Annotated in this window: 28 protein-coding genes and 2 pseudogenes; 20 read left to right on the forward strand and 10 right to left on the reverse strand. The window is 70.8% G+C overall.

Annotated features, from left to right (window positions below):
• Positions 1–26: 26 nt before the first annotated feature.
• Positions 27–272, reverse strand: a complete 246-nt coding sequence (locus ACWD0Y_RS30395) for a hypothetical protein (protein ID WP_450263515.1) — start codon at positions 270–272, stop codon at positions 27–29.
• 202 nt (positions 273–474) lie between these two features.
• Here ACWD0Y_RS30395 and ACWD0Y_RS30400 point away from each other — a divergent pair, with 202 nt between their 5' ends.
• The 3 genes from ACWD0Y_RS30400 to ACWD0Y_RS30410 all read left to right on the forward strand — a co-directional run bounded on the left by ACWD0Y_RS30400 (position 475) and on the right by ACWD0Y_RS30410 (position 2,418).
• Positions 475–1,539, forward strand: a complete 1,065-nt coding sequence (locus tag ACWD0Y_RS30400; protein ID WP_450263516.1) for a fatty acid desaturase family protein — start codon at positions 475–477, stop codon at positions 1,537–1,539.
• An 80-nt stretch (positions 1,540–1,619) separates the two neighbouring features.
• Positions 1,620–1,802, forward strand: a complete 183-nt coding sequence (locus tag ACWD0Y_RS30405; RefSeq protein ID WP_093797421.1) for a hypothetical protein — start codon at positions 1,620–1,622, stop codon at positions 1,800–1,802.
• Positions 1,803–1,875: 73 nt separating this feature from the next.
• A complete protein-coding gene (locus ACWD0Y_RS30410) occupies positions 1,876–2,418 on the forward strand; it encodes an MOSC domain-containing protein (protein ID WP_450263517.1) in 543 nt (180 codons plus the stop codon).
• A gap of 13 nt (positions 2,419–2,431) precedes the next feature.
• Here the strand turns inward: ACWD0Y_RS30410 and ACWD0Y_RS30415 are convergent, their stop codons facing one another.
• The 3 genes and pseudogenes from ACWD0Y_RS30415 to ACWD0Y_RS30425 all read right to left on the reverse strand — a co-directional run bounded on the left by ACWD0Y_RS30415 (position 2,432) and on the right by ACWD0Y_RS30425 (position 4,504).
• On the reverse strand, positions 2,432–3,802 hold the full coding sequence (locus tag ACWD0Y_RS30415; RefSeq protein WP_450263518.1) for a tannase/feruloyl esterase family alpha/beta hydrolase: 1,371 nt from the start codon (positions 3,800–3,802) through the stop codon (positions 2,432–2,434).
• A 198-nt stretch (positions 3,803–4,000) separates the two neighbouring features.
• Positions 4,001–4,186, reverse strand: a pseudogene (locus ACWD0Y_RS30420) (hypothetical protein); the annotation flags it as partial.
• 30 nt (positions 4,187–4,216) lie between these two features.
• The gene (locus ACWD0Y_RS30425) at positions 4,217–4,504 is read right to left on the reverse strand and encodes a hypothetical protein (RefSeq protein ID WP_450263540.1); all 288 of its coding nucleotides are present in this window, start codon (positions 4,502–4,504) and stop codon (positions 4,217–4,219) included.
• Between the two features lie 98 nt (positions 4,505–4,602).
• On the opposite strand from ACWD0Y_RS30425, the gene ACWD0Y_RS30430 reads away from it, so the two are divergent.
• The gene (locus tag ACWD0Y_RS30430; RefSeq protein ID WP_450263519.1) at positions 4,603–5,505 is read left to right on the forward strand and encodes an oxygenase MpaB family protein; all 903 of its coding nucleotides are present in this window, start codon (positions 4,603–4,605) and stop codon (positions 5,503–5,505) included.
• 27 nt (positions 5,506–5,532) lie between these two features.
• Here ACWD0Y_RS30430 and ACWD0Y_RS30435 read toward each other — a convergent pair whose 3' ends face one another.
• Positions 5,533–6,132 (reverse strand): class I SAM-dependent methyltransferase, encoded by a 600-nt coding sequence (locus tag ACWD0Y_RS30435; protein ID WP_450263520.1) that lies wholly within the window; start codon positions 6,130–6,132, stop codon positions 5,533–5,535.
• A gap of 229 nt (positions 6,133–6,361) precedes the next feature.
• Between ACWD0Y_RS30435 and ACWD0Y_RS30440 the strand changes: the two genes are divergently transcribed.
• The 5 genes from ACWD0Y_RS30440 (at position 6,362) to ACWD0Y_RS30460 (ending at position 11,409) form a co-directional block, all read left to right on the forward strand.
• Positions 6,362–6,484: a hypothetical protein gene (locus ACWD0Y_RS30440; RefSeq protein WP_450263521.1), complete on the forward strand. Its 123-nt coding sequence runs from the start codon at positions 6,362–6,364 to the stop codon at positions 6,482–6,484.
• Positions 6,485–6,610: 126 nt separating this feature from the next.
• Positions 6,611–7,024 carry a roadblock/LC7 domain-containing protein gene (locus ACWD0Y_RS30445; protein ID WP_450263522.1) on the forward strand — a complete coding sequence of 138 codons (414 nt, stop codon included), beginning with the start codon at positions 6,611–6,613 and terminating at the stop codon, positions 7,022–7,024.
• Between the two features lie 108 nt (positions 7,025–7,132).
• Complete coding sequence (locus ACWD0Y_RS30450) at positions 7,133–8,023, forward strand: DUF6397 family protein (protein ID WP_450263523.1); 891 nt, start codon at positions 7,133–7,135, stop codon at positions 8,021–8,023.
• 55 nt (positions 8,024–8,078) lie between these two features.
• Entirely contained in the window at positions 8,079–9,377 is a 1,299-nt protein-coding gene (locus tag ACWD0Y_RS30455) for a GNAT family N-acetyltransferase (protein ID WP_450263524.1), read from the forward strand.
• Between the two features lie 289 nt (positions 9,378–9,666).
• The gene (locus ACWD0Y_RS30460; RefSeq protein WP_450263525.1) at positions 9,667–11,409 is read left to right on the forward strand and encodes an ABC-F family ATP-binding cassette domain-containing protein; all 1,743 of its coding nucleotides are present in this window, start codon (positions 9,667–9,669) and stop codon (positions 11,407–11,409) included.
• Positions 11,410–11,455: 46 nt separating this feature from the next.
• Here the strand turns inward: ACWD0Y_RS30460 and ACWD0Y_RS30465 are convergent, their stop codons facing one another.
• Entirely contained in the window at positions 11,456–12,259 is an 804-nt protein-coding gene (locus ACWD0Y_RS30465) for an AraC family transcriptional regulator (RefSeq protein WP_450263526.1), read from the reverse strand.
• A 49-nt stretch (positions 12,260–12,308) separates the two neighbouring features.
• Here ACWD0Y_RS30465 and ACWD0Y_RS30470 point away from each other — a divergent pair, with 49 nt between their 5' ends.
• Positions 12,309–12,806, forward strand: a complete 498-nt coding sequence (locus ACWD0Y_RS30470; protein ID WP_450263527.1) for a DUF2000 family protein — start codon at positions 12,309–12,311, stop codon at positions 12,804–12,806.
• A 271-nt stretch (positions 12,807–13,077) separates the two neighbouring features.
• The gene (locus ACWD0Y_RS30475; RefSeq protein WP_450263528.1) at positions 13,078–13,551 is read left to right on the forward strand and encodes a hypothetical protein; all 474 of its coding nucleotides are present in this window, start codon (positions 13,078–13,080) and stop codon (positions 13,549–13,551) included.
• A gap of 141 nt (positions 13,552–13,692) precedes the next feature.
• Here the strand turns inward: ACWD0Y_RS30475 and ACWD0Y_RS30480 are convergent, their stop codons facing one another.
• The gene (locus tag ACWD0Y_RS30480; RefSeq protein ID WP_450263529.1) at positions 13,693–14,454 is read right to left on the reverse strand and encodes a class I SAM-dependent methyltransferase; all 762 of its coding nucleotides are present in this window, start codon (positions 14,452–14,454) and stop codon (positions 13,693–13,695) included.
• Between the two features lie 229 nt (positions 14,455–14,683).
• On the reverse strand, positions 14,684–15,562 hold the full coding sequence (locus ACWD0Y_RS30485) for a DUF2382 domain-containing protein (RefSeq protein ID WP_450263530.1): 879 nt from the start codon (positions 15,560–15,562) through the stop codon (positions 14,684–14,686).
• 152 nt (positions 15,563–15,714) lie between these two features.
• On the opposite strand from ACWD0Y_RS30485, the gene ACWD0Y_RS30490 reads away from it, so the two are divergent.
• The 5 genes from ACWD0Y_RS30490 (at position 15,715) to ACWD0Y_RS30510 (ending at position 18,371) form a co-directional block, all read left to right on the forward strand.
• A complete protein-coding gene (locus tag ACWD0Y_RS30490) occupies positions 15,715–16,779 on the forward strand; it encodes a YihY/virulence factor BrkB family protein (RefSeq protein ID WP_450263531.1) in 1,065 nt (354 codons plus the stop codon).
• A gap of 142 nt (positions 16,780–16,921) precedes the next feature.
• On the forward strand, positions 16,922–17,146 hold the full coding sequence (locus ACWD0Y_RS30495; protein WP_450263541.1) for a phosphatase PAP2 family protein: 225 nt from the start codon (positions 16,922–16,924) through the stop codon (positions 17,144–17,146).
• A gap of 126 nt (positions 17,147–17,272) precedes the next feature.
• A complete protein-coding gene (locus ACWD0Y_RS30500) occupies positions 17,273–17,692 on the forward strand; it encodes a phage holin family protein (RefSeq protein WP_450263532.1) in 420 nt (139 codons plus the stop codon).
• Positions 17,689–18,105 (forward strand): DUF3618 domain-containing protein, encoded by a 417-nt coding sequence (locus tag ACWD0Y_RS30505; RefSeq protein WP_450263533.1) that lies wholly within the window; start codon positions 17,689–17,691, stop codon positions 18,103–18,105. The genes ACWD0Y_RS30500 and ACWD0Y_RS30505 overlap by 4 nt, the downstream gene beginning before the upstream one ends.
• Positions 18,105–18,371, forward strand: a complete 267-nt coding sequence (locus ACWD0Y_RS30510; protein ID WP_450263534.1) for a DUF4235 domain-containing protein — start codon at positions 18,105–18,107, stop codon at positions 18,369–18,371. Before ACWD0Y_RS30505 ends, ACWD0Y_RS30510 begins: the two co-directional genes overlap by 1 nt.
• A gap of 33 nt (positions 18,372–18,404) precedes the next feature.
• On the opposite strand, the gene ACWD0Y_RS30515 is transcribed toward ACWD0Y_RS30510, so the two are convergent.
• Positions 18,405–18,824, reverse strand: coding sequence for a nuclear transport factor 2 family protein (locus ACWD0Y_RS30515; RefSeq protein ID WP_450263535.1), 420 nt, complete (start codon positions 18,822–18,824; stop codon positions 18,405–18,407).
• Between the two features lie 64 nt (positions 18,825–18,888).
• Between ACWD0Y_RS30515 and ACWD0Y_RS30520 the strand changes: the two genes are divergently transcribed.
• The 3 genes and pseudogenes from ACWD0Y_RS30520 (at position 18,889) to ACWD0Y_RS30530 (ending at position 21,607) form a co-directional block, all read left to right on the forward strand.
• The gene (locus ACWD0Y_RS30520; RefSeq protein ID WP_450263536.1) at positions 18,889–19,506 is read left to right on the forward strand and encodes an alpha-L-fucosidase; all 618 of its coding nucleotides are present in this window, start codon (positions 18,889–18,891) and stop codon (positions 19,504–19,506) included.
• 144 nt (positions 19,507–19,650) lie between these two features.
• Positions 19,651–20,124 (forward strand): annotated as a pseudogene (locus ACWD0Y_RS30525) (VC0807 family protein); the annotation flags it as partial.
• A 181-nt stretch (positions 20,125–20,305) separates the two neighbouring features.
• Positions 20,306–21,607, forward strand: coding sequence for an aromatic ring-hydroxylating oxygenase subunit alpha (locus tag ACWD0Y_RS30530; RefSeq protein ID WP_450263537.1), 1,302 nt, complete (start codon positions 20,306–20,308; stop codon positions 21,605–21,607).
• 323 nt (positions 21,608–21,930) lie between these two features.
• Here ACWD0Y_RS30530 and ACWD0Y_RS30535 read toward each other — a convergent pair whose 3' ends face one another.
• Positions 21,931–22,317, reverse strand: a complete 387-nt coding sequence (locus ACWD0Y_RS30535; protein WP_450263538.1) for a hypothetical protein — start codon at positions 22,315–22,317, stop codon at positions 21,931–21,933.
• A gap of 298 nt (positions 22,318–22,615) precedes the next feature.
• Between ACWD0Y_RS30535 and ACWD0Y_RS30540 the strand changes: the two genes are divergently transcribed.
• A complete protein-coding gene (locus ACWD0Y_RS30540; RefSeq protein WP_450263539.1) occupies positions 22,616–24,406 on the forward strand; it encodes a PP2C family protein-serine/threonine phosphatase in 1,791 nt (596 codons plus the stop codon).
• The last annotated feature ends 97 nt before the right edge of the window (positions 24,407–24,503 follow it).

The raw sequence follows: 24,503 nt of genomic DNA on the forward strand, positions 1-24,503 counted from the left end.
CCGCCCGGCGCAGGGTCACCGTCGTGTCACTCATGCGGCGTACTCCACATCGGTGCCCCAGTTCGCCAGCAGTTGCAGGGATTCCCGCGAGGGCGGCCGTCCGTGACGACGGTCAGCTCCTCGACGGCGCCGGGGAGGGAGGGGGGCCCGCTGCCGTCGGAGTGCCAGAAGGCGACCTTGCCGGTGCGCGCCGGGTCCGCGGGCAGGAAGACCGCGGAGCAGCGGGTGAGTTCGGAGATCTCGGAGAGCGTTGCCGCAGGAGGCCGGTGCACAGCGATGCTGAATCCCTCAAATTTGACTAGTTGGGCCCGAAGTCGCCGAGGGTACTGCATCCGCCTCCGACGGTGTACCCGGCCCCACTGCCGCGGGCTGGTGCCTGCACCAGCGGAACAGGGGGGTTCACACCATGGTCGTCGAGGAGCCCGGCGCATAGTTTCATGAGGTCAGAGCCAGGTCCTACAGACCGGAGACCCCATGCCCCAGGCCGCCGCCGTCGCGGAACCCACGACAGGCACTTCCGGGAGCGATTTCGCTCCGCTCCTGCGGACAGCCAGGGAACAGGGGCTCCTGGAGCGCCGCGTCGGCTGGTACGCGCTGGGGATCGCGGCCAACCTGCTCGCCCTGGCCGCTGTCGTCACCGGCGTCGTGCTCGTCGGCGACTCCTGGTGGGTGCTTCCGCTCGCCCTGCCCCTGACCGTGCTGTGGGCCCGTACCGCCTTCGTCGGTCACGACGCGGGACACGCCCAGATAACCGGCAACCGCAGGGTGAGCCTGGTGATCAGCCTTGTCCACAGCAATCTGCTGCTCGGTATGAACCAGGCATGGTGGAACGACAAGCACGTACGCCACCACGCCAACCCGAACCACATCGACAAGGACCCGGACGTCGGCGTGGGGGCGCTTGTCTGGACCCAGAAACAGGCAGAGCAGCGCGAAGGTTTCGCCCGCTGGCTCACCCGCAACCAGGCGCGTCTGTTCTTCCTGATGCTGCTGCTCGAAGGCATCGCGCTGAAGATCTACGGTTTCCAGTACCTGCGCCGCCAGCCGGTGCGCGAGCGCATGCTGGAGGGCCTGCTGCTCGTGGCCCACCTCGCCGGCTACTTCGCGCTTCTGTTCACCGTCATGTCGCCGGGCAAGGCGGTGGTTTTCGCGCTGGTGCACCACGCGCTGTTCGGTCTCCACCTGGGCATGGCCTTCGCGCCCAACCACAAGGGGATGGAAATGCCCGACCCCGACGGCGAGCGCTGGGGCCACCTGCGCCGGCAGGTGGTCACCTCGCGCAACGTGCGCGGCGGGATACTCACCGACTGGTTCCTGGGCGGCCTGAACTACCAGATAGAGCACCACCTCTTCCCGAGCATGGCGCGTCCGAATCTGCGGCTCGTCCAGCCGCTGGTGCGTGCGCACTGCCGGGCGCTGGGTATGCCGTACACGGAGACAGGACTGATCGACTCGTACCGGCAGGCGCTGACGCACATGCACGAGGTCGGCGAGCCCCTCAGGACCGACAGGACCGACAAGGCCGGCGGCGCTGTTTAGCGGCCGTACGGCGGAACTGTGGCGCGGACGCGCACGTTACCGGAACATGAGCGGCAACAGCCGCGAAGGAGGCGTCGAAGATGTCGAAGAGCGCGAAGGTCGCCGCCGGTGGCGTGGTGGTGGGGGTCGCCCTGATCTGGCTGATCGGGTTCTGGCCCGCTCTGCTGGTCATGATCGGCGTACCCGTTGCGGCGTATCTGATGCTGGACAACTCGCAGCGCCGTAGGCTGCGCCGGGTCTCACGCAAGGAGATCGGCCGCTGACCCGGCTCCGGACCGTGCCGGGCCAGGGTCCCGGAAGGGCCGAGTACCGGCACGGAAGAGGGGGTTCCGCACCATGGGCGGCACAGTCAGGGCGGTCAGCAGCAACGGCGAGTACACGTTCACCAAGCCGAACCGCGACAGCGTCACGCTGCTGGCCGGGCTCGGCGTGGAAGGCGATGTGCACGCGGGGACGACGGTGAAGCACCGTTCCCGGGTCGCTCAGGACCCCACCCGGCCCAACCTGCGCCAAGTGCACCTCATCCACGAGGAGCTCTTCGCCGAGCTGCTCCAGGAAGGCTTCACGGTCGGGCCCGGCCAGCTCGGCGAGAACATCACCACCAGCGGAATCGGTCTTCTGGGGCTCCCGCGGGGCACCCTTCTGCACCTCGGTGAGGAAGCGGTCGTCGAGATCACCGGCCTGCGCAACCCCTGCCTGCAGATCGACGCCTTCCAGGACGGCCTCCTGAGACAGGTCGTCGGCCGGGACGCGGAGGGCAACGTCGTGCGCAAGGCCGGGGTCATGAGCGTCGTCAGGACGGGCGGGGTGGTGCGGCCCGGCGACCGGATCGAGGCCGTACTGCCGGCGGAGCCGCACCGCCCCCTGGAGCGTGTCTGAGCCGCGGCCCGGCTCAGTCCAGCGCACAGGAGTTGACCACGTCGCCGCCCGCGGGCCTGGCGATCGTCCGGTCCGCGGGCGGAGCGCTGCCGTCCTCCACCCACGCGGCGAGCGCCGTGAAAGCGGAGCGGTAGCAGGGCAGGACCGGCCGCAGCCGCTCGGGGTACGTGTCGTAGAGCGAGTCGACATGGGTGCCGCCCTCGACGGTGTAGTAGCGGTGCAGCCGGGACCGGCCCTGCCCCGTCACCATCCGCTCGTACACGTCGGAGCCTGTGGCGATCGGCAGCAGCGTGTCGAGGTCGCCGTGCAGCGTGATCAGCGGTTTGCCGATCCGTCCCGTCAGCGCGACCCGCTGCACCGCGCGGTGTACGGACCCGGGGCGCGCGGCGTAGTCGTACTCCGCGTCCGACGCGCAGGGCGCAAGGATCTCCGGCAGCGTCGTACCCGCCGAGGAACCGGGACAGGCGGGGTCGTACGACGGGTCGAACTCCGCGCGGTAGATCTTCTGCGTCAGCCCCCAGTACGCCTTCTCGTGGTACGGCCACAGGAACTGCGAGCCCGGCGCGAAACCGGCCTTCAGGAGATCCTCGTCCGTGGCCCGGCCGAGGCTCCGCGCCACGGTGACCGGCAGGGAGCCGAGGAGACCGCCGCCGTCGGCGGTCCACAGGGCGCCCTCCCAGTCCACCCCGCCGTCGTAGAGCCCGGGATGGTTCTCGAGCTGCCAGCGGGTCAGGTAACCGCCGTTGGAGATGCCCGTCATGTACGTGCGTCGCGGTGCGTGCCCGTACCACCGGGCGACGGTCCTGCGTGCCGCGCGCGTCAGCTCCGTGGTACGCCGGTTCCACTCCGCCACCGCGTCACCGGGCCTCCTGCCGTCCGTGAAGAAGTCGGGACCGCTGTTGCCCTTGTCGGTCGCCGCGTACGCATAGCCCTGCGCCAGCACCTGGTCGGAGATGAGCGCGTCGGTCGCGTACTGCTTGCGCGTCCCGGGCGCTCCCGTGACGACCAGGCCGCCGTTCCAGCGATCGGGCATCCGGATGACGAACTGCGCGTCGTGCCGCCACCCGTGGGTGGCGTTGAAGCGCGAATCGTCGGGGAAGTAGCCGTCGATCTGGACGCCCGGCACACCGGAGGGGTTCTTCGTGCCCTTCGCGGACAGCCCGACCTGGTCGGCGGTGTCGGTGTACGCCGTGCCGGCCAGTCCCGCGGTGGTCAAGTCGGGCAGACAGGCCACCCGTTGATGTTCCGCCCCCGGAACGGCAGGCCGGTTCTGCCGCGCACAGGGATCGGTGCCAGAGGCACGGGGCGCGGCGCCCGCGGAGCCCACGGTGGTCAGCACCATGAGAAGTGCGGCGAGGAGCGGGACACCTCTGGACGGGCGCATGGGAAGCCTCCGGTTTCGCGGGGAAGAGGACGGGCGCAGCGCCACATGGTGCTGTCGTCCCACCCGGTAGGGCCATGGGCCCGGCCCACACTGCGCGGGGCCGCGGCATGGGCGCCGTCCACGAAACACGAGAACCGTCTGTCCGCCGCTCAGCCCGCCGACGGTCTTCCGGCCGCCCCGGCTGCGCGGAGCGCCCCGGCCGGGCAGTCCGGGCCCCCGGCCGACCGGGATGACTTCACCCGGCTCGTCGTCCAGCAGCACGAAGGCGATGTCGTCGGTCCTGGCGACCACGGGCCAGCCGGGACCGTCGGCTCGCAGGGTGCGGGCATCGCCGGACGCGAACGCCGAACGCACCCGCCCCGGCGGCGGCTCCGTCTCCACATAGTCGAGGCCCCGCGGCGAACAGTGCCCCAGTCAGGCCGCCGGGAGGCCGAGAAGCGTACGCGCCACGGTGTGCGGTGATTCGCCGCGTTCCCGCGCGAGCGTGAGGACCGCGCGGCAGGCCAGTTCGTTGACGCCGAAGGAGAGCGCCTCCGGCGAGACCCAGCCCGCCGCCTCCTCGATACGCGGCTCGTCGTCGTCCGCGCACGCGGACACATAGGCCGCAGCGGCCTCGAAGATGTTGTGCTGCCGCGTTTCCGGGCGCGCACGCGGCGCACCGCCCCGACGCGGCCCGAAGAGCTTCCGGAGTCTGTCCCGCACCCGGACCACCTTCTTCCAGAGGGGTTCGATCACGAACCGTCCATGTGTGCCCTTCCAACGTAGAGTTGGAGCCCGGGCGACATAAGGGGGACGGTGCGTTGAAGCGTTACGACCGGCTGCGGGAGATCCGGCGACTCGATCCGGAGAAGGACTTCCTGGAGATCTACCGGCTCACCGCGACGTACGAGTTCCCCTGGGACTACACACGCGCCCTGGAGCTGGCCCTCTACCGCACCTACGCGGTCCCCGGCATCGGCCGTCTCCTCGCCGAGACGGCAGAGCTGACCGACCGTTCGCAGAAGCGCTACGACGACACCGCGCTGCTCCTGGACACCGTCGTGGAGCACGGCTTCGACACCGAGGACGGCCGCACCGCCATCCGCCGCATCAACCAGATGCACCGCAGCTACGACATCAGCAACGACGACATGCGCTATGTGCTGTGCACGTTCGTCGTCGTGCCGAAGCGCTGGATCGACTCCTACGGCTGGCGCCGGCTGTCCGACCACGAGCTCCGGGCGTCCGCCGCCTACTACCGCACGCTCGGCAGGCACATGGGCATCAAGGACATCCCGCAGTCCTACGAGGAGTTCGAACGCTGCCTCGACACCTACGAGGCGCAGCACTTCGGCTGGGACGAGGGGGCACGCAGGGTCTCGGACGCGACCCTCGCCCTCATGGCGTCCTGGTATCCGCGCCCCCTCGCGTCGCTGGTGCGCGGCGCGAGCCTCGCCCTCCTCGACGACACGCTCCTGCGGACCTTCCGTTACGACACCCCGTCGCCCGCCGCGCGGGCGCTGGTCAGGGGAGCCCTCCGGCTGCGCGCCCGCGCCGTCCGCCTGATGCCACCGCGCAGCACGCCGCACTACGCCCGGCAGAACCCCGAGATCAAGGGCTACCCCGGCGGCTACACGGTCGCGAACCTGGGGACTTTCCCGAAGCCCGGCACGGGCGGCTGCCCGGTTCCGCACATCGAGCGCCCGGCCGCCGCCGCCGAGTGACCCGGCCGGCGCGGTGTGGCTGCTTGCTCAGTCCCGGCGGACGGCCAGCGCCAGGAAACGGTCGCTCTCGTCGGTGTACGACGTCAGCCGCCACCCGGAACGCTCCAGCAGCGCCCGGAGGTTGGGCTCGGCCCGCAGGTCGCCCGGGGTGATCTGCCGCCCCTGGCGCGCCGCGAGGGCCGCCCGGCCGATGGGGTGGAACAGCGCCAGCAGGCCGCCGGGCCGCACCGCCCTGGCCAGCTCGCGCAAATTCTCCGAGGGGCGGGGGAGGTGCGCGATCAGCCCGGCCGCGAAGACGGCGTCCAGGGCCGCTGTCCGTACGGGCAGCCGTGCGACATCGGCGAGCAGCAGCTGCGCGCCGCGACGGCGGCCCGCGTGCACCGCCGCCTCCAGCATCGCCGGTGTCACATCGGCGCCCAGCACCGAACCCCCGGGGCCCACGGCGTCGCGCAGGAACGGCAGTGCGCGCCCCGTGCCGCAGCCGGCGTCGAGCACGGCGTCACCGGCCCGCAGCCCGAGGCGGGCCACCGCGGCGGCGTAGGCCGGTCCGTCGTCCGGGAACCGGGCGTCCCAGTCCGCGGCCCGGGCCGTGAAGAACTCCTGAACGTGCGTGTGGTCGTCGGCCATACACACATCGTCCTCCATCGCCCTCAGTTCTCCGGAACTCCGGCGGCTCCCCCGCAGGTGCGGTGCGCAGGTCCGAGCGTGGGCCCGTCCTCCCGGAACGCACCTCTGCCACATCCCGGCAGCTTTCGAAAGGCGCTCCCCGCGTGCGTCCCCTGCGGGACCGGCGCCCCCGGGTCACGAGGCACCTGGACCACGCCGCCTCCGGCCGGCCCTCGCCCTGTCGTACGAAATGACCACCGCAGCGTCCGTCATCGCCATCGGTACCGCCATCGGCACCGGTATCTGGACGATGCGCTTCGTCGAGTACGCCGGAAGGACGCACACCGCCCGGCTGCTCGGCACGGTGGGCTGAACCGCCCCGCGTTCCCCCCTGCCCGCGGCACCAGAAGAAACCCGTGGTTGCCGCGACGACGTCAGTGGGGAAGGCTGGTCCTCGATCAGGGGCAACGGGGAACAGATGAACGGGGAGGGCCGGAACATGGCGCTGGACAAAGGACTTGACTGGCTTCTGGACGACCTGGCAAACAGGGTCGAGCATGTGCGGCACGCGCTGGTGCTGTCCAACGACGGCCTGGTGACCGGGGCGAGCACGGGCCTGGCGCGGGAGGACGCCGAGCACCTGGCCGCAGTGTCGTCGGGACTGCACAGCCTCGCCAAGGGGTCGGGCCGGCACTTCCGGGCGGGCAAGGTCCGTCAGACGATGGTCGAGTTCGACGAGGGGGTTCTCTTCGTCACCGCGGCGGGAGACGGCAGCTGCCTGTGCGTGCTGAGTGCCGCCGAAGCTGACATCGGGCAGGTCGCGTACGAGATGACGCTGCTCGTCAACCGGGTCGGCGAACACCTCGGGGTTGCCGCCAGGCAGCCGGGTCTCGCCAGAGACACCGAGCTCTGACCTGCGCCTACTCGCCCGGCCCGGAAGTTGTCCACAGGCTGGGCGGGCAGCGCGCCGTCCAGGCTACGGTCGTCACCGAGAGTATTCGCATCTCACGGGGAGACGATCATGGCCGTACGAGAAGCACACCGCACCGCTGCTGTGTCCCAGGCCGGCAGGCCGCTGTCCGCGTCCCGGGCCGCCCAAGAACTCGGGCTGAAGCGCAGCGAGTTGGACCTTGGTGCCTTGCTGGGCCACATCCGCACCACGGTTGACGCGGACGGCAGCCACCGCCGGGTCGCCCGTGAGGAGATCGACAGGCTTCGGGCGGCGGACCGGAACCAGGAAACGCTGCGTGAGCGGGTGCGGACCGTAGGCACCACCGAGGGTGCGCGGTTGATGGGCATCAGCCCCGTCCGGTTCGGCAAGCTCGCCCGCACCGGATACATCACTCCCGTCACGTTCTGCCTGAATCGCTACCGGGCGGTCGTCTGGCTGTACCTCGCCGAAGAACTGAAGGAGTTCGCCGACCGCGAGCCCGGTCTGCTCACCGGCAGGTCACCGCAGACGATGCGTGCCCTGCTCGACGCGGGTGAGGACCGCCGTGCCCGCAACTGGCGGGGCCGGCGCCTCGGTCTGCTGACGCGGCAGACGGAAGACCCGTGGGAGCAGGCGGCGATCACCAGTTCCGTCCTCGACCCCGTCCAGTTCGCGGAGGTCGTCGACGACCCCTACGAGCGCGCGTACCTCAGCAAACTCCGGCCGGGGCTGGTGGGGCGCCACGGTGAATCGCCCGCCGTGCGCGAAGCCATGGACCGGCTGCTGCCGGCCGACGATCCCGACGAGATCCTCTGGCAGCGGGTGAGCCTCGCACTGCTGCTGGACGAGGCCCGCGCCCACCGCCCCGCACCGCGCCCGGAGAGCAGCCGCCCCCTGGCCCCGCTCGTCCCGGAGACGTCCCGGGGCCTGCGCACATGGCTGCGTCGCAGGAAGTCGCCTTGTGAGCAGCCCTCCTCTTGACGATCACAGGATTCCAGGGCTCATGGGCTGTCCGGCCACGGCTTAGGCTCGTTCGATGACTGATGAGATGCCGGTGGAACGGGTTGGAGCGCATGCCGTACACGCGGCGGATGCGGCAGGCTCCCTGACGGTGCGTGAGATAGCCGAGGCAGGTCTCGAGGAGTGGGGACGTGCGTTCAGCAGCGGCAACTTCATGCCCTACCGGGCAGAGTCCGCAGAGAGGCGCAAGCGGGTCTTCGAGCCCGGTCGCTGGCTGGGAGCCTATGAGGGCCGGCGATGTGTGGGTACGTTCCGTGGCATCTCCTTCGACCTGAGTGTGCCGGGCGGAGCGATGCTCCCGGTAGCCGGCATCAGCAGCATCTCCGTCGTTCCCACTCACCGCCGGCGCGGCCTGCTGAAGGCGATGATGGCTCAGGGCCTGCGCTCGGCGGTGGCGCGCGGCGAGGCAGCGGCGGTCCTGCACTCCGCTGAGTACGGTGTCTACGGCCGTTACGGATTCGCGCCGGCCACCCGGCACGGCGGCTTCACCGTCGACGTACGTGCCGGCCGTGGCCTGCGCCCCGGCCCCGCCGGCACCGGAACCCTCCAGCCCGCCACCATGGAGGACGTGCGAAGGTTCGGGCCCGCCCTCTTCGACCGGGTGCGCCGCTCACGGGCCGGAGCGGTCAGCCGCCCGGACTGGAACTGGCAGGCGCGGACCGGAGAGTCGGTCCGCCCCGGAGAGGCATGGGCCGAGCCCACGGCCGTCGTGTACCGCGATGTCCGCGGGCAGGTGAGCGGACTGGCGACCTACCGGGTTGACGGCAAGTGGACCGACGGCGTACCCGACAGCACCCTGACCGTCACCGACCTGATCACCACCACGCCCGAAGCGCTGCGTGCTCTGTGGCAGCATCTGCTCTCCCTGGACTGGGTGCACACGATCGACGTTCCCGACGCGGCCCCCGACGACCCGGCGCCCCTTCTGCTGGCCGATGCCCGTGCCGTACGCCCTCTTCCCCACCCTGCCGACTGCCTGTGGCTGCGCCTGCTGGATCTTCCCGCCGCTCTCACCGCCCGCACCTACGCCACGGAAGGCCGCCTCGTTCTCGAAGTGGCCGACCCGGACGGGCATGTCGACGGCCGCTGGCAGTTGCACGTGGCAGCCGACGGCTCCGGACACGTCACCACCACCGACGACCCGGCTCACCTGGCGCTGGACGCGACCACCCTTGCCATGCTCTATCTGGGCGGTGAGACGGCCGCTCGGCTCAAGGGGGCAGGGCTGGTCGAGGAGCTGCGTCCCGGAGCCGCGGCCACCGCCGACGCGCTCTTCCGCGCTTCCCTCGCGCCGTGGTGCCCCGATCACTTCTGAACCCCGCCACCACTCCCTTGCCGGCCGGCACCCGCTCCTTCCGAACCCGTTCACCGGCTCCCATCCGAAGCCGGGGCGCACGAGACGGTCCGGTTCGTCGCGTGGTATGATAGGCGCATGCGTTCTTTCTACTTCCTGTGACGGAGCACGCCGCAACCCGCCTCTCGTGATGGAGCCGAGGCGGCGGGTTGCTCGTCGCGCCCATCGGCCGCTTCCGGCCGCCGCCCGTCAGTTCAAGGAAGATCCACTCCCCGCTTCACGGGTGGAGTGTGTCTCCGTTCGGAGCGTCATGAACACCCCTCTTACCGTCCCGGCTCGTGCCCGCGCACAGCTCGTCGCTTCTGATGTCCACCTCGCCCGAGGAGGCCGCCCGGTCCTCACGGGCGTCGAGATGACCGTTACTCCCGGTTCGCGCTGGGGGGTGGTCGGAGAGAACGGCCGCGGCAAATCCACGCTGGTCCACGTGCTCGCCGAAGCGCTGGCCCCCGATGCCGGCTCGGTGCGGCGAACGGGAGCACTGGGCAGTGCGGAGCAGGAGATGGCGGCCGACGCGGACCGTACGGTCGGCGATGTCGTCGATGCCCACCTCGCCGACGCCCGCGCCGCGCTGGCCGCCCTCGACGCCGGCGCGGCCGCGCTCGCCGAGGAACGCCCCGGTGCGGAGGCGTCGTACCAGGCGGCACTGGAAGCGGCCGAGGCGCTGGAGGCGTGGGACGCCGATCGGCGTGTCGATGTCGCCCTCGAAGCCCTCGGCGCGGTGACCGACCGGAGCCGGCTGCTGGCACACCTGTCCGTCGGGCAGCGTTACCGGGTGCGCCTGGCCTGCCTCCTCGGCGCCGCCTGCGACTTCCTCCTGCTCGACGAACCGACCAACCACCTCGACCAGGCCGGCCTGGACTACCTGACCGGCCGTCTGCGGGATTGGGACGGCGGCGTGGTGGTGGTCAGTCATGATCGCGCCCTGCTGAAGGATGTCGCCACCACGATTCTCGACCTCGACCCCAGCCGGGACGGCCGCCCGGCCGTATACGGCGACGGCTACGAGGGATATCTGGCAGGCCGTCGCGCGAGCCGCCGGCGCTGGGAGGAGGAGTACGCCCAACAGCAGGCCGAACACGCGCGTCTGGCCGACAGCCTCGCCGCGGCGCAGAGCCGGTTGGTGACCGGCTGGCGCCCCGGCAAAGGGACCGGGAAGCACCAGCGCGCCACCCGCGCGGCGGGGCTGGTGCGCTCGGTGCACCAGCGCCAGGACGACCTGTCCCGGCATGAGGCGTCCCTGCCCGAGCCGCCGTTGAGCCTGGACATGCCCGAGCTGCCCGCCCGCGCCGGGGTCATCCTTGTGCGCGCCGAGAACGTCACCGTCGCCGGCCGCCTGTGCCAGCCGACCGATGTGACGCTGGAGTCCGGCTCCCGGCTGGTGGTCTCCGGGCCCAACGGTGCGGGCAAGTCCACCCTGCTCGCCGTGCTGGCCAAACGGCTGGAGCCGGACGCGGGGCGGGTGCACCACGCCCGCAACGCCCGGATCGCGCTGCTGGGCCAGGAGTCGGCGCATCCTGCCCACCGCCGCGCGGGAGAGGTCTACGAGGCCCACCTCGCGGCCCTCGTCTCGGCCGGACAGCTCGACGAGAGCCGGACGGTGGCGCTTGACGGACTGGGGCTGCTGGCCCGCCGCGACCTGGACAAACCGGTGCGCCGGCTGTCCCTTGGGCAGCAGCGCCGCCTGGACCTGGCCCTGGCGCTGGCCTCCAGGCCGCACGTCCTGCTGCTGGACGAACCGACCAACCACCTGTCCATCACCCTGGTCGACGAACTCACCCATGCCCTGGAAGCCACGTCCGCCGCCGTGGTGATGGCCTCCCATGACCGGCAGCTGCGCCGCGATGTCGCCCACTGGCCCCACCTGTCCCTGACCGCCGCCGCTCTCCGGGGCGCCACCGGAATGCTTCGAGCGAGTCCGAAGGAGCCGCCGAACGAGATCCCCGGGGACGTCGGCCATGGCCCTCCCTGCCGACGGGAGGAGGCCGGCGTGTGACCGGAGCCGGAGAGGGGGCGCGGCAGCAAATGCGGGCACTCCAGCCTCAGTTGACGCTTCCGGTACGGGCGTACCGGCCCGGGGTGGTGCCCACGACCCGCTTGAAGTGCCGGGTGAGGTGGGACTGGTCGTAGAAGCCGGCGGCGGTCGCCACCTCGCCCGGCGGCTGTCCGCCGAGCAGCAGACGGCGAGCCAGGTCGACGCGGCGGGACGTCACGTACTGATGCGGGGCAATGCCGAAGGCACCACTGAAGGCACGTACGAGATGAGTGGGGTGGGCGTGCACCAGGCGCGCGGCCTCTTCCAGGGCGATGCCTTCGAGCAGTCGCTCGTCGAGGAGGTCGCGCAGGCTCTGGGCGACGCCGCGGTCGGGCTCCGCGCTGCCGAAGGCCGCCCTGGGGCGCAGATGTCCGCGCAGCCGCTCGCTGATGAGGGCCAGACGGCTCTCCGCCTCGAACTCGTCGCCCCGGTTCGCGAGGGCCGTGTGCAACTGCCCGACGCGTCTGCGCAGGACGGGATCGGTGAGGTCCGGGCCGTCCACCGCCGGCCCGATGAAGCTCTCGTCCAGCTGCGTCATGTCGAGGTAGAGCACGCGCTTGTGGAAACCGTGAGGGGTGGCGGGTGAGCCGTTGTGCGGGACCTGCGGCGGGAGGAGGCTCACGGTGTCGCTCGGGGTGCCGCGCTCGTAGCGGTCCAGGTCGTAGCGGACCGCGCCGTCGTCGACGATCAGCAGCGTCCAGGCGTCGTGGACGTGCATGGGGTACGCGTGCTCGGTGAAGTGGGCGTGGAAGACCTCTACGACACCCGCGACCTGCGGACGCCAGGCGGAGATCTCCTGCCGGGGCACCATGCAAAGAACGTACAAGACGGAGAAGGCGCGCACCGTGGAGTCTCGAAGCATGAGAACCGAGACCGAGACCGAGACCGAAACCGAGATCGAAGCCGGCGCCGGGATCGAGACCGTCGCAACGTCTGAGAACGTGCCGGTCCGCTTCGACACCAAGATCGCCGTCCTGCTGCGCGACGACCTCGAGTCCTGGCAGCGGCTGAATGTGACCGCCTTCCTGGTCAGCGGGCTCGGCACGGCATCACCCGAGGTGATCGGCGAGCCGTACGCGGACGCCGACGACACCGCGTATCTGCCGATGTTCCGCCAGCCCGTGCTGGTCTTCGAGGGGGCGAAGGAGACGCTGACCGCCGCGCACGGGCGTGCGCTGTCCCGGTCGCTGCCGAGGGCCGTGTTCACGTCGGACCTGTTCGGCACGGGCAACGACCGGGACAACCGGGCGGCTGTACGGGCCGTGGGCAAGGACGGGCTCGACCTGGTGGGGATGGCCGTTTACGGGCCGCGTAACGCGGTGGACAAGGTTCTCAAGGGCGCGCGAATGCACCCCTGAGCGGCTTCACGTCCCGCCCCTCCCGGTCCCGGTGACCGAACGGCCGTCCCGTTCCGTGCGACGGGCGGCCGCGGGCCGGCCGGCAGGCCGTTCCAAGCCGTTCCAGGCCGTTCCTGCACGGTGCGTGCCTGCTGCTGTTGCCCGGGCCGCGAAGGCTCGGCCCCCGAACCCCGTTACCACCATGCCCGAGCGGCCCCCGACGGCGGACTTGGTGCGTACCTGTCGCTAGAGTGCGGTGCTTGATCGAGTCCCGTACGGCGAAGGGGGAGGAATGAGTGGGCAACTGAAGGACATAGCCGACGAGTTGGCCGAGGTGCTGTGGCGAGAACGCACCGTGTACCGGGACCGGGCCGGGGGCGTGGTGATCCGGGGCGAGCACGTGGGACGCTGGATCAGCCTTGCTCCCGCGGGGGGCCGGGGCGAGGTCCTCGTCCGCGCGGGCCGCCTCCTCGACGGCGGCACCACGGCCCCGGCGCGTTCGGAGGCGATCGTGCCCCTTGCCGCCGGGACGGGCGAGCTCGCCGCGACCTGCCGTCGCCTGCTCGCCGAGACCGCCGCCGACGCGACGGCGCGAGTGCCGGATCCGTCAAGCGCTGGTCGGTCCGGTCGGCCGAAACGGTCCGGGCGGTCCGGCAAGCCCCGGCCGAGAGGGAGACACACGGGCTTCAGCTCTTGGGTGGTCCTTGTCTGCGTGGCCGGGGTGGTCGCTCTCTATCTGCACAGCGCCGGTGTGTTCGGCGGATGACAGAGGCGACAAGAGGGGCAGAAGCGTCCCATGCCGGCCGTGTGCTCGCCGGTCCGGATCCCGTCCGGTGTGCTGTGCGGGTCCCGGTGCTGCCCGTACGCCGCATCGGTCATGCCGGACGCACCGGACGCACCGGACGCATCAGGCGGGCTTACGGGCCTTGATGAGGAAACGGGTTGAGTGGGCCACGAACGGCCCCTCGCTCTCGATCTTGTCGTGCAGCTCCCGCAACCGGTCGCGGTACCGGTCGACGGTGAAGCCGGGAACCATCCAGATCACCTTCCGAAGGAAGTAGATCACCGCGCCGACGTCGAAGAACTCGGTCCGCAGCCGCTCGAACCGCAAGTCGGCAATCTCCAGGCCGGCAGCCTCGGCGTCCCGGCGTTCGTCGTCCGGGTGACGACTGCGGCGGACTTCCTCGGACTGCGGCCCGAGGAAGTATTCGACCAGCTCGAAGACGCTGGAGTGGCCGACGTGCTGGGCCAGGTACGTGCCGCCGCCCTGGAGCACGCGGGCGATCTCCTGCCACCACACCGTTACCGGGTGACGGCTGGTCACCAGGTCGAAGGCGGCGTCGGCGAAGGGCAGCGGCGGTTCGTCGTCGTCGGCCACCACGACCGCGCCGCGTGGGTGCAGCAGCCTGGTGGCCTTGGCGAGGTTGGGCGGCCAGGACTCCGTGGCCACCATCGTCGGTGGCAGTTGCGGTGCTCCGGCAAGGACCTCTCCGCCGCCGGTCTGGATGTCGAGGGCGGCGGACGCGTGGGCCAAGTGCTCACTCATCGTGCGCTGATATCCCCATGAGGGACGCTGCTCGGTGGCCCGGCCCTCGAGCCAGGAGAAGTCCCAGCCCTCCACCGAGACGGCTTCCGCCTCGGACACAAGGTCGTCGAAAGTGTGTGACATACCCGGATCGTCATCATGAAACAGGGTGAAGTCAAAAGGATTTCTTCCGCACGTTCTCGCTGTCCCGGCAGTGTTCGCAGCTGTCGGCCGGGCCTGCGTCGCGGTGCCTTCGGAGGTCTCCGGCGGCATTGCCGCTCGCACAGTTCCTCGCGGAGTACGAGCGGCAACGCGTGGTGCCGAACGGACCTGACGGGGCATCCGGGGAGGTGCGGATGTGCGGTCGCTGCGGTCAGAGCCGGCGGTCGTCGTCCTTGTCGTCGCCTTCGGTCTCGATCCTCTCCTTGCGCACCTTGCCCGCGACCGTTTCCTGGTCCGTGTGCTCTTCGGGCGTGAGGCGGACCCGCTCGACCGGTACCGCCTCGGTCTCCACGACAGGCCGCTCCTCGTGCAGGGTGACTTCGTGTTCGGACTCGGAGATCTCCGGCCCGGACAGAGCCTGGTCCCGGTTGGCTTCGGTGATCGGCTCCCGTTCCACGCGGACCTCCTCGTGACGCACGGGGACGGTCTGCTGCTGTTCTTCGGTCACCACGTACTTACGGAGCCGTGCCCGCCCCGTTTCGCGGCGCTCGACGCCGACGTGCATCTCCTCTTCGGAACGCGTCATGGCCTCATCGCCGGACGGCCGGGTGCGGGCGTCGCCGCCGGCCGCTCCGGTGTCGACGTACCCGGCGGTGCCGGTGCCGGTGCCGGTGTCGGCTCCGGTGCGCGTCCCGGTGTCTGTGCCGGTGTCTGTGCCGGTGTGGGCCCATCCACCCTGGCCGGGCTGGTTGGCCTGCTGCCACGCCTCGTCCCACGCGATGCCGTAGTGCTCGTACAGGCGACGCTCCTCGGCCTCCGACAGGTGGCCGCCGGCGTCGACGTCGACGTTGGGGGCGTCCTTCACCCTGTCCTTGGGATACGGGACCTCCAGATGGTCCTCGACCATGGTGGCGTCATGGATGGGGACGAACGACTCGCTGGTGCCGAACAGGCCGGTCTTGACGCTGACCCAGTCCGGCTGGTGGGTGGCATCGTCGAGGAACACGTGCTTGGCGTCGCCGATCTTCTTTCCCTGAGCGTCGTAGACCGGGTGGTCCAGCACCGCGGGAATCTGCTCTCGGGTAATCATCTCGGTCCTCCTGCTTCCTCTGGAGTCAGTGGCTCGGGTAACCGGCGGAAGCGCGGAGAAACACCTTAATGACAGATAATTATGGATAAATATGTTGATAGCCGTGCTCGGCTCCAGATGCGTACCGGGAACTTTGGGGTTACTCGTAGGGCATGGCATCGAAGTGGCAACCCAGGCATGGAGACGACCGGCACCGGCCGACAGGTGCCGGAGGGGACGAGGAGCCCGGCAACCGTGCCGGACCGGATCCCCGGGCGGAACGCGAGGCTCCGGACGGGCCCACCGAGATGGGCAAGAAGTCGTGGGGGGCGGTGCTCCGTCGCACGATGGCCGAGTTCAAGGACGACGAGCTGACCGACCGTGCCGCGGCGCTGACCTACTACGGGATCCTGGCGCTGTTCCCCGCACTGCTGGTGCTGGTCTCGCTGCTGGGAATCGCGGGTGAGTCGGCGACGAAAAGCATCCTGGACAACCTCACGAAGTTCACGCCCGGCCCGGCCCGGGACATCATCACCAACGCGGTCGAGCAACTGCAGGCCAGTGGTGGCACCGGGTCCATCCTGGCGATCGTCGGTCTTGTGGGCGCGCTGTGGTCGGCCTCCGGCTACGTGGCCGCCTTCATCCGGACGTCCAATGCCGTCTACGACATCCCCGAAGGCCGCCCGGCGTGGAAGGTCACGCCGTTGCGACTGGTCCTGACGCTGGTGCTGATGCTCCTGGCGTGCGTCAGCGCGCTGATCGTGGTGTTCACCGGCGGTCTCGCCCGGCAGTTGGGCAAGACTCTGGGGGTCGGGGACACCGCCCTGACCGTCTGGTCGATCGCCAAGTGGCCGGTTCTGGTACTCCTGGTCACCATCATGATCGCGCTCCTGTACTGGGCGTCGCCGAACGCCAGGGGCCGCGGTTTCAAGTGGGTCACCCCGGGCAGTTTCCTCGCCCTCGTGATCTGGATGATCGCCTCGGCGGGCTTCGCTCTGTACGTGGCGAACTTCGGTTCGTACAACAAGACCTACGGCACCCTCGCCGGAGTGATCATCTTCCTGGTGTGGCTGTGGATCACGAACCTGGCGATCCTGCTCGGTCTGGAGTTCGACGCGGAGATGGCCCGTGAGCGCGCCGTCATCGGTGGCCACCCCGCCGATGACGAGCCCTACGTCGAGCCGCGGGACACGCGCAAGTGGAGTGACCAGGACCGCAAGCAGATGGGCAATGAATGACCGTGTCGGGGCAGGCGAACCGGGAAGTTCGTACCGCACGGCCCGGGCAGGCGTTCGTGCGCCTCCTCCATGACGCGCGTCGCGTCACCGGTGGCTGACCAGCCGGATCGCCTCCTGGGACTCGCTCCGGGCGCGGCGGGCACTGCCGGCCGCGGAGTCCGCAGCCGCCGTGGGCTTCACCACCGCGGTGGCCCTCACCTCGCCGTGGCTGGGGGCGGCCGCCTCGGTTCCCACCGTGATGGTGGCCCTGGAACGCGTCCACACCGGCGCTCATGACCCCAGTGACGTGGCGGCCGGCGCGGCCATCGGTGTGGGCGGTGCCGTGCTGGTGCATCATGCGCCGCGCCTGCTGCGTGCCTTGTCGTAGTGCGTCGACGACACGGGCGCGCGACTGACCGCCGGGCCGGCTGTCGGCTGGCGGGCGGGCGCAGTAAGGACTACCACTTGTGTGGACAGGCCCCGGAAGGCCGAGCAGCGAAAGGCAGGCACGACGATGAGCACGTCAGCTGACTACCCGCCCCCCAGGGAAGCCGAAGAATCGGTCGGTGAGCTGGTGAAACATGCATCGGAGCAGATCTCCCGGCTGATGCGGCAGGAGTTGCGGCTGGCGCAGGCCGAAATGCAGCAGAAGGGCAAGCGGTTCGGGCTCGGTGGCGGCCTGCTGGGCGGAGCCGGCGTAGTCGGTTTCATCGCCCTGCAGGCAATGGCGGCCACCGCGATCGTGGCCCTGGACCTGGTCTGGCCGTTGTGGCTCGCCGCCCTGGTCGTCACCGGCCTTTTGCTCGTGGTGACGGCCGTACTCGCCGCCGTCGGCAAGAAACAGGTCGGCCGGGCCACGCCTGCCGCTCCCGAGCAGGCCATCCACAGTGTCAAGGCCGACATGGCCGAGATCAAGGAGAGGGCACGGCGATGACGGACAAGGCACGGCACAACGGCTCCACGCCCGACCCCGACGAACTGCGGGCACAGGTGGAGCAGACCCGGGAGGAGCTCGGCCGGACGGTCGAAGCGCTGGCCGCCAAGGCCGACGTGAAAGCGCAGGCGCAGCAGAAGGCGGCGAAGGTCAAGGGCTTGGTGCAGGGCAAGGCCGCCTCCGCCAATGAGCAGCTGACCGAAACCGCCCACACCCTGGGGCGGAAGATCCATGACAAGACCCCGCAGGCCGGTGCGCGAGAAGGCCGGGCGGAGGGCGAAGGCCGGGCGGAGGGCGAAGGCCGGGCGGAGGGCGCGGGCACGCACACCACCCGCAACCTGCTCGTGCTCGCCGGTGTCGGCATGGCCGCGCTCGCCGTGATCGTCGCCGTGCGACGCGGGAGGAGGTGCTGATGAAAGCCTCCAAGGTCGCCTACAAGCCGGTCGGCCTGATCCTGGGCGCCGTGAGCGGTGTCGTCGCCGGCGCGGTCTTCAAACAGGTGTGGAAAGTCGTCGGCCACGACGAGGACGCCCCCGACGCCACCGACGAGGAGCGCGGCTGGCGGGAAGTCGTGATCTCCGCCACCCTGCAGGGCGCGATCTTCGCCGCGGTCAAGGCGATGGTCGACCGCGGTGGCGCCACCGTCGTGCGGCGCCTGACCGGAACGTGGCCCGGCTGACCCCTCCCGCCCGGCCGGAGGCACCCGCTGGGGTCAGAGGGCGATACGTCGTTCGTCCGCGGAGACGGGGAGGTCGTTGACGCTCGCGTAGCGGCGTCGCATCAGGCCGTTCTCGTCGAACTCCCAGTTCTCGTTGCCATAGCTGCGGAACCACTGGCCCTCGCCGTCGTGCCACTCGTACTCGAAACGGACGGCTATGCGGTTGTCCGTGAAGGCCCACAGCTCCTTGCGCAGACGGTAGTCCTGCTCGCGCTCCCACTTGCCGCGCAGGAATTCCACGATCTCCGCGCGTCCCCGGAGGAACGTGTCGCGGTTGCGCCACTCGGAGTCCTCGGTATAAGCGAGGGACACCCGCTCGGGGTCCCGGCTGTTCCACGCGTCCTCGGCCGCCCTGACCTTCTGCTGGGCGGTCTCGGCGGTGAACGGCGGGAACGGTGGCCTCTTGTCCGTCATGACTCTCCTCTTCACCATCGGGAGAACGATCGTTCTCCCTGGTCCGTGGCAGCTTAGGAGAACAGTGGTTCTCCCGCAAGGGGGAGGGGGCCGCAGTACGGCGGATCCGCCGTCGAGATCCGCCCCGCACCCGGACGCGACCGGTGACGTCGCCTGCGCCGTACGGAATGACGTCTCCCGCGCCGTACGGATGGCCTCGCCCTCCACCGGCGGACACGGCGGCGGATATGACGCCGGATCCGGTACCGCGCGGCAAGCGCCGCCTTTGTTCCGGCCCAGCCGTCGCCGATTCCTCGGCACCGCGACGGCGGGCGCGTTCGGCCCCGCCGCCCTCGGCGCGGCCCAGGAGGCGCAAGCCGGCGCCGTGCGGGAGGAGGAGGCGGCCCCGGCCGCGCCCCCGAGGCCGGTTCCCGGCTGGTTCGACGAGGTCAAGCTCGGCATCTTCATCCACTGGAACGAGGCCGCGATCCCCGCCTTCGCCCCCGTGCACCTGCTGAGCGATCTCCACGCGGGCGACGACGCCGGCCTGCCCAAGTGGCGGCAGGAACAGATCTGGCGGACGCTGCCCTACGCGGAGATGTACCAGAACACGATGGCCGTACCCGGGAGGAGTCGTACCGCAAAGGATGTAGCGCCGATATCGCCCGCGATGTGGTTACCCGGGCGGTGCCCCCGCTCGTAGCGTTCTGTGCACGGGCCCGCCGGTTTGGTGGATCCGGCGGAGACCCACCGGCGAAAGCTCGGGGACACCATGAGAACCGCACCGAAAAGGGCCGCATCGCGAGGTCCCGCATCGCGAGGTCCCGCGTCGTGAAGGGGCCCGTCGGTGACGGCGGCTTCCCGGAAAGCGGCGGAGCAGGGCGAGCCGAGTCTGCCGGCCGCCCTCACTCCGGTACTGGTCAACTTCGTGATGCCGCTCGTGCTCTTCTACGGGCTGCGGGCCGCCGGAACACAGTCCTGGCTGGCGCTGCTGGTCAGCGGCCTGGCGCCGGCCGTGAGGCTCGTCGTCACCCTCGCCGTCCGAAGGCGGGCCGACGTCTTCGACGTCTTCGTCGTCGCGCTCCTCCTGCTGGGCGCGGCCGGGGCGCTCCTCGACGGAGGAGCGAGATTCCTCCTGGTCAAGGACGCGTGTGTCTCCACGCTGATCGGACTCTGGGTCCTCGGCACGCTGGTGGCGGGACAGCCGTTCGCCCTGCAGCTCAGCCGTCAGTGGTACGGGCCGGCCGCCCGTGCCCGGCGTCAGCGCGCCTACGACGAGTCGCCGAGGTTTCGCCGCTGCCTGCGGGCCCTGACCGTGCTGTTCGGCCGGGTGCCCGCCCTTCGGGCCGACGGACACCGGCCCGGGTCATCCGAAGTGTGCAGTGCGGGTATCGCTCCCGGGGCCGATCCGCCGAGTGCGTTCGGCCGCCTGGCGTCGAAGACACGACGTCGTCGGACGGAGACGTTCCCGGGCGGCGGCCATAGGACGGAAGGGGTCCACCATGACCGAGCTGGAAGCGAACCCGCACGGGGCGCCGTACGGGGCGACGTACGGGACAAGGCACCCGCGGGAGCTGGACGAACTGCTGAGGGAGCTGGGGCGGGTCGCACGGCTGCCGCTGGAACGCAGCGAGACCCTGCCCACGCGGGCGTACACCTCGCCGGAATTCTTCGCCCTGGAGAAAGACCTCGTCTTCCGGCGCGACTGGCTGTGCGTCGGACGGGCCGAGGAGGTCGCGCGGCCCGGCGACTACCTGCGGGTCGACGTGCTGGACGAGCCGTTGGTCGTCACCCGGGACGAGGGCGGTGAGCTGCACGCCCTCTCGCGGGTCTGCCGGCACCGCTTCATGGACGTACTGCCCGCCGAGACCACGCCCGAGCGCGGGAACCTGCCGCGCCTGAAGTGTCCGTACCACACCTGGACCTACCGCCTGAACGGCGAGTTCGCGGGCCGGCTGGCCGGTGCGCCGCTCATGAACAAGGTCGAGTTCGACCGCGGCGCGTGCCGTCTTCCCGGGCACCGGGTGGAGGTCTGGAACGGCTTCGTCATGATCAATTCCGACCCCGGCGCCGCACCTCTCGCGCCGCAACTGGCCGGTCTGGACGAGAAGCTGGCGCCCTACGGCCTCGGAGAGCTGACGCTCGCCCACAAGAGCGCCTGGGAGGCGGTTCCGGCGAACTGGAAGGTGGCGATGGAGAACGGGTCGGAGAACTACCACCACATGGGCACCCACGCGGCCACCCTGGAACCCGTCCTGCCCGGCCGGAACACGGAGATCGACGAGTGCGAGGGCGGCTGGTTCACCATGCACACCCCCTTCGCCCCCGAAGCCGCGGCGTTCCTGGCCGAGGAACGGGACCCGGCGGAGTACGGGGCCCAGGGATCCTCCGCGCTCGTCCCGGGGATCGCCGGTGACAGGAACCCGGGGATGCTCGTCGCCGGGATCTTCCCCAACCTCGTGCTGGTCCTCCTGCCGGACAGCGTCACCTCTGTGCGGTGGATGCCGACCGGCCCCACCAGTCACGACGCGATCCTGAGCGTCCTGGTGCCCGCCGGGGCGCGCGGACTTCCGGGATTCGACGCGTACGTACAGCGCTCGCGGGAGCAGCTCGAAGCGATCCAGGCGGAGGACCTGGTCGCCGTCCGCGGTGTGCAACGGGGGCTGGCCGCGGACCCGGCGCCCTCGGCCGGCCGCTTCTCCCACCTGGAACGTCCCCTGTGGCAGTTTCAGCGCTACCTGGCCGGCCGGCTGACCGGTCCGGGGGAGGGCCGGGGTGCTCGGCCCCCGGCCCAGGCCTGCTGAACAGTGCTGTGGCCGGTCATCACGGTCCCTTCCCGCCGGAGGGGCCCGCCGGCCCCTCCGGCGGGGCCGGGAACTCGTAGCCGCCCCGGTGCGCGCGGCGGCACGGCCGGCTCGAAGAAGCTCTGGACGGGCCTGGACGAGCCCGTGGTCGTCGTGATCGCACGGACCGCGCAAGAACCGGCCGAGGTCTCCCTGTCCGAGCCGTACCGGCTCAAGGAGCCGCAAACGCGATAGGGAGAAGAAGGCGCCGGGTCCCGGTGGCAGGCGCGGCCGCAGCGGTGCTTCCTGCGCGGGGTCGTGAGATGCCGGAGCGGAGGTCTCTTCTAGGCCGTACGGATCGTCAGGGGCGGGCTGCAGGCGCCGTACGGCAGCTCGGGCGAGGTGATGCGTATCCGGTACGGCCCCGAGGGCAGCTCCGGCACCACGACGGACGTACCGAGCGCGCGCGGATCGACCTGCGAGGCCAGCACCGCGGCCGGCGACCACTGCTCATGCCCGGTCCTGCGCTCCAGCAGGACATTGCACGGATGGCCGAGGCCCCCCGTGATGCGCCAGCTGATCTGCCGTCGCTCGACGCAGTTCCAGCACTCGCCCCCGGCGGGCGCCCGTACGAGCAACGCGTCCGAGGCCGGCGCCGGCGAGGTGCGGGGAGGGAACAGCGCGTCGGTCGTCCGCTTCAGTCGAGCTCTGGCCAGCGCGATCCAGCGCATACCCGTCCTTCCGTGGTGCTCCCGTGGTGGCGGCCGGGCCGTCCGGCGCGGTGCGGGGCGCCATCTTCCTGGTTTGGGTGTTTCCGTCGGAAATGTGAGTGACACGGGACGAAAGTCCCTTCCGGCCGGGGCCTTCGTCACCCCCCCCATGGTCCCGGGACCATGGCCCCGGCGGGGCGGCGGTGAGCGTTCGCGCGTGTCCGAGGGGGAACCTACGATCGAGGAAGACGGATCTTGACCTGCGACGCCGGGAGGCCATCATCGTGAACGTCCGGTGCGGCAGGGCGGTGACGGTCTTGTGAGCTTCCCCCTGCCCGGCCTGCCGGACCTGCCGGACGACGCGGAGAGCCTGAAGGCACTCATCGAACGCGAGATCGCCGCGTTGCGGGCGGACGTACGGCGCCGGGTGCAGGCGCCCCCGGCCCTCGCGAGCCCCTCCGCCCACACGCCGTCCCTCGGCGACCGGTCCCTGGAGACCTTCATCTCCGGCGGCCCCGAGCCGCCGGCCGTCCACCGGCCCGGGCAGGGGGGCGCCCCGGACGGTGACGACGGTGACGACCGCCCGTACGACACGCCCGGCAGCGACCCCTGGGCCGGCCTGCACGCCGGCCTGTCGGCCATCCCCGTCTCGGCGGCGCTCCTGGCTCCGGTCCAGGACGAGACCGGCGAGATCACGGACTTCGTCATTCGCGCCGGTAACCACGTCCGCTCGGCGGAATGGCTCGAAGCGCCGGACAGCCAGGTGGGGCGGCGGCTCCTGGAGGTCCGCCCCGGGGCCGTGGCGAGCGGACTGATGGCGGCGCTGACCGCGGTGTTCACCTCGGGGCGCGCCCTCAGGGGACTGACCGTGGACTACACGGAGGAGCGGCACGGCCGGCTGTTCCGCGCCCCGCTCCTGTACCACGCCGCTGCCTGCGGCAACCAGATGCTGATCACCTGGGTCCCCGCCCGCAGTCATACGGAGATCCTGACCCTCGACGCTCAGCACATCGCCTCGATGGGATGGGGGCACTGGGATCTCCTCTCCGGCGCCGTCGACTGGTCGGAGGGGCTGCACCGCATCTTCCGCACCGATCCGCAGATGCCGTGGTCGCTGACAGAACTCTGCGACGCGGTGCTCCCCGGCGAAGTGCCGGCGCTCGCCGAGCTGATCACCTCCGTCCTCGCCGGCGAGGAACCCTCCTGGACGCGCATCCGCTTCCGTGTCTTCGGTGAAGTACGCACCCTGGACCTGCTCGGCAGGCCCGTCGCGGGAACCGACGGGCGTCCGTGGGCCGTACACCTCGTGGCACGTGACCTGACACCCCAGATGCGCGGCCGGCGCCGTCTGGCGGAGACCCAGCGCGAGACGGAGCGGCTGCGCCAGCAGGCCGCGGCGGAACAGCGCATCGCCTCGGTCATGCGTGAGGCGCTCCTGCCGACACACACCGCGGAACTCGCCGAACTGGGCCTGACGGTGGCCGCCGCCTACCTGCCGGCCGAGGCGGACGCGGCCGTCGGCGGCGACTGGTACAAGTGCAGGCGCCTGTCGGACGGGCGGGCACTCGTCGCCATCGGTGACGCGGTCGGCCACGGGCTCGACGCCGTGGCCCGGATGGCCCAGCAGCGCCACGCCCTGGCCGGACTCGCCCAGACGGGCGCGTCGGCCGGCGAGATGACGACCTGGCTGAACACGCTGGTGTGCGGCGACCCCTCGGCGATGACCGCGACCATGGTCACCGGACACATCGACCACGACCACGTCCTGCGCTGGGCGTGCGCGGGCCATCCGCCCCCACTGCTGCGGCGGGGGAACGAGGTGGCCCCTCTGCCGTCGGAGCACCTGGGCCCGCTGCTCGGCCTGATGCCCGGGTACGCGTACGAGACCGCGTCGGTTCCGCTGCACAGCGGCGACCTTCTGCTCCTGTACACCGACGGCGTGGTCGAACGCCGGGGCGAGGACATCACCGAAGGCATCACCAATCTCAGCCGGCGCCTGTCGGGCAACGCGGGGCTTTCGCCCGGGGAGACGGTCGAGCGGATCATCGCCGACTACACGCGCACGGTTCACGACGACGACGCCTGCCTGCTCGCCATCCAGGTCGACTGAGCGCCGGCCGGGCTACGGCCTGGGTCTTGATGTCGATGCCGGCCTTCTTCGCGTCGGACGCGTAGGCGAGGGCGTGGTCCTGGCGGAGCTTGTCGCC

Source organism: Streptomyces altiplanensis (genome assembly GCF_053591575.1).

What these genes read in the sequence shown, in the direction of transcription:
- ACWD0Y_RS30530 (WP_450263537.1), top strand. Translation starts at nt 20,306, where the DNA reads ATGACCGAGCTGGAAGCGAACCCGCACGGGGCGCCGTACGGGGCGACG.
- ACWD0Y_RS30400 (WP_450263516.1), top strand. Translation starts at nt 475, where the DNA reads ATGCCCCAGGCCGCCGCCGTCGCGGAACCCACGACAGGCACTTCCGGG.
- ACWD0Y_RS30405 (WP_093797421.1), top strand. Translation starts at nt 1,620, where the DNA reads ATGTCGAAGAGCGCGAAGGTCGCCGCCGGTGGCGTGGTGGTGGGGGTC.
- ACWD0Y_RS30500 (WP_450263532.1), top strand. Translation starts at nt 17,273, where the DNA reads ATGAGCACGTCAGCTGACTACCCGCCCCCCAGGGAAGCCGAAGAATCG.
- ACWD0Y_RS30510 (WP_450263534.1), top strand. Translation starts at nt 18,105, where the DNA reads ATGAAAGCCTCCAAGGTCGCCTACAAGCCGGTCGGCCTGATCCTGGGC.
- ACWD0Y_RS30515 (WP_450263535.1), bottom strand. Translation starts at nt 18,824, where the DNA reads ATGACGGACAAGAGGCCACCGTTCCCGCCGTTCACCGCCGAGACCGCC.
- ACWD0Y_RS30460 (WP_450263525.1), top strand. Translation starts at nt 9,667, where the DNA reads ATGAACACCCCTCTTACCGTCCCGGCTCGTGCCCGCGCACAGCTCGTC.
- ACWD0Y_RS30480 (WP_450263529.1), bottom strand. Translation starts at nt 14,454, where the DNA reads ATGTCACACACTTTCGACGACCTTGTGTCCGAGGCGGAAGCCGTCTCG.
- ACWD0Y_RS30450 (WP_450263523.1), top strand. Translation starts at nt 7,133, where the DNA reads ATGGCCGTACGAGAAGCACACCGCACCGCTGCTGTGTCCCAGGCCGGC.
- ACWD0Y_RS30475 (WP_450263528.1), top strand. Translation starts at nt 13,078, where the DNA reads ATGAGTGGGCAACTGAAGGACATAGCCGACGAGTTGGCCGAGGTGCTG.
- ACWD0Y_RS30440 (WP_450263521.1), top strand. Translation starts at nt 6,362, where the DNA reads ATGACCACCGCAGCGTCCGTCATCGCCATCGGTACCGCCATCGGCACC.
- ACWD0Y_RS30435 (WP_450263520.1), bottom strand. Translation starts at nt 6,132, where the DNA reads ATGGCCGACGACCACACGCACGTTCAGGAGTTCTTCACGGCCCGGGCC.
- ACWD0Y_RS30415 (WP_450263518.1), bottom strand. Translation starts at nt 3,802, where the DNA reads ATGCGCCCGTCCAGAGGTGTCCCGCTCCTCGCCGCACTTCTCATGGTG.
- ACWD0Y_RS30470 (WP_450263527.1), top strand. Translation starts at nt 12,309, where the DNA reads ATGAGAACCGAGACCGAGACCGAGACCGAAACCGAGATCGAAGCCGGC.
- ACWD0Y_RS30490 (WP_450263531.1), top strand. Translation starts at nt 15,715, where the DNA reads ATGGCATCGAAGTGGCAACCCAGGCATGGAGACGACCGGCACCGGCCG.
- ACWD0Y_RS30465 (WP_450263526.1), bottom strand. Translation starts at nt 12,259, where the DNA reads ATGGTGCCCCGGCAGGAGATCTCCGCCTGGCGTCCGCAGGTCGCGGGT.
- ACWD0Y_RS30410 (WP_450263517.1), top strand. Translation starts at nt 1,876, where the DNA reads ATGGGCGGCACAGTCAGGGCGGTCAGCAGCAACGGCGAGTACACGTTC.
- ACWD0Y_RS30485 (WP_450263530.1), bottom strand. Translation starts at nt 15,562, where the DNA reads ATGATTACCCGAGAGCAGATTCCCGCGGTGCTGGACCACCCGGTCTAC.
- ACWD0Y_RS30445 (WP_450263522.1), top strand. Translation starts at nt 6,611, where the DNA reads ATGGCGCTGGACAAAGGACTTGACTGGCTTCTGGACGACCTGGCAAAC.
- ACWD0Y_RS30455 (WP_450263524.1), top strand. Translation starts at nt 8,079, where the DNA reads ATGACTGATGAGATGCCGGTGGAACGGGTTGGAGCGCATGCCGTACAC.
- ACWD0Y_RS30535 (WP_450263538.1), bottom strand. Translation starts at nt 22,317, where the DNA reads ATGCGCTGGATCGCGCTGGCCAGAGCTCGACTGAAGCGGACGACCGAC.
- ACWD0Y_RS30505 (WP_450263533.1), top strand. Translation starts at nt 17,689, where the DNA reads ATGACGGACAAGGCACGGCACAACGGCTCCACGCCCGACCCCGACGAA.